The 281-nt window shown below is 39.5% G+C and carries 1 pseudogene; it reads left to right on the top strand.

Features of this window, described 5'->3' with window-relative positions:
• Positions 1 to 281: pseudogene (locus I6U49_RS16875) on the top strand (hypothetical protein); the annotation flags it as partial.

Genomic DNA, 281 nt, shown 5'->3' with positions numbered 1-281 from the left:
TATACTTTTACAAATGGTAATGGAGACGTAATTACGACCATCGATACTAATGCAAGTGCTTCCGGTTATGACAATACCAATTCAGGTTTAACCTCTACCAATGTACAGGATGCTTTAGATGAAATTCAGTCTAACCTGGATAATACTACCGATGTTTTAGTTGCTAATGGCAACGGCACCTATACGCATACCGCTGTAGACGGTACGGAGGTGATTATTGATGCCAACACTACTTCAGTAAGTGTAACCGATGGGGTATATACTTTTACAAATGGTAATGG

Source organism: Salegentibacter maritimus (assembly GCF_016236915.1).
Lineage (GTDB): Bacteria > Bacteroidota > Bacteroidia > Flavobacteriales > Flavobacteriaceae > Salegentibacter > Salegentibacter maritimus.
Note: the sequence above shows the minus strand (reverse complement) of the source record. Positions and strands in the feature narration are given on the sequence as shown.